The 1,394-nt window shown below is 59.2% G+C and carries 2 protein-coding genes; one reads left to right on the forward strand and one right to left on the reverse strand.

Annotated elements, in window-relative coordinates; all coding sequences use genetic code 11:
* The first annotated feature begins 772 nt into the window (after window positions 1-772).
* Complete coding sequence (locus ACSHSS_RS30165; protein WP_445545969.1) at window positions 773-943, forward strand: hypothetical protein; 171 nt, start codon at window positions 773-775, stop codon at window positions 941-943.
* 169 nt (window positions 944-1,112) lie between these two features.
* On the opposite strand, the gene ACSHSS_RS30170 is transcribed toward ACSHSS_RS30165, so the two are convergent.
* On the reverse strand, window positions 1,113-1,340 hold the full coding sequence (locus ACSHSS_RS30170) for a YrhB domain-containing protein (RefSeq protein ID WP_445545970.1): 228 nt from the start codon (window positions 1,338-1,340) through the stop codon (window positions 1,113-1,115).
* Window positions 1,341-1,394: the final 54 nt, after the last annotated feature.

Raw genomic sequence — 1,394 nt, forward strand, 5'->3', positions numbered from 1 at the left:
ATCTCGCCTGCAACTTCGGAAGTTGGTCCATTGATCAGCGTTTCCCTAGGACCAAGCTCGCATATACGGCAGCCACCGTGGAAACCAATCTTCGTCATTTGAACTATATCGCTCCTGGACTAACGATCCCGTTGGATTTCTGCACGATTCCACGAACAATTGCGCTCATTTGAGCGTTGGTTACCGTCTGCCCTCGCGCATCTATGATGATCTGCTGCTGCACGCCTGTCGGCAGATTTTACGAGCGCTCGATCGTCTGCTGCGAGACAGTGTGAACCAGTCCATTCGTGTTCGTGGCGATATTGAGTCCTTCACCTCGAAGCCCGCGCTTCCGCCAGTCGTCGCAAGGTCTAGCGGCACGCTACCTGGCCTGCCGTTACGACCGTTATGCGCGATCACGCATTCGAGCTCCACCAGCGGCGCAAGGTGGAGCTGCAGTTGCGTGTCGCCCCAGTGAGTCGCTGCGCGTCGGTCGCGCGAACCGGAACGCCTCGCGCGGCTCCTCTTGTGCTCCTCAGCTCGGCCGCCGCCTGCCTGGTGAACATCGCACGCCGCTTCGCGGTGGACGTCGGTGAATGTCACGCGGTGCAGTTTGCACCACCTCGCAAAGCATTGCTACGCTTGGCTTACGGGCCGGCCGACTGGGCTCCACATCGAGCCTGCATACTTTTCCGCGCACCGCCGCTAACCCAATACCAGCACGACTCGCAGCACGCTTCGCACGCGTTTTGGTACGTGCGTCATGTCTGTACCATTTCAAGGGGAGATTTCGTTGACGATCCGCAGCGAGCAATTGCGCAATTCCACGGCCGCGACGGCCGACCGGCAACACGATGAACATCGCGTCATTGCCAACGCGTGGTTACAGCGCGCGATCGATGGAATTCAGCAAATGCACCGTGACGAGGACGTGCGACGTGAGGTGGCAGGGACGATTTTCTAGCGGCCTGGGGTCGACTCGCGGACGGTCACGATCGACGTAATTCGGACGATAGAGTCGTCGCATTTGACGACGCCACAAACGACGAACCCGGCACACGGCCGGGTTCGTCTCACTCCTGCTGCCGCGCAATAGCCGGCGCAACCTATCCCTCACCTGCACTGCCCTTCGGCTAGCGCAGTTTATCCGGCCGACGCGGACCGACACGAAGGCCGTCCCTACTAACGAAGACCGGCCAGTTCCCCACGAGAGACGCGTTGATATCTCCTGTAGTTAAGAATTCGACCGACTGATATGCGAAATACCACCCCTCATTGCCCTCGACCATTCTCGAATCAACAATCGCACAAGGAACGCCCCCGGGTTGCGCCTGCTGCTCCGCTAGATACTCAAGTGCCAACCTCTTAGGGAAACGCTGATTTATTCGGCTCGGCGGTCATCGCAGACGTAGCCG

It is taken from the genome of Burkholderia sp. BC1 (assembly GCF_052683555.1).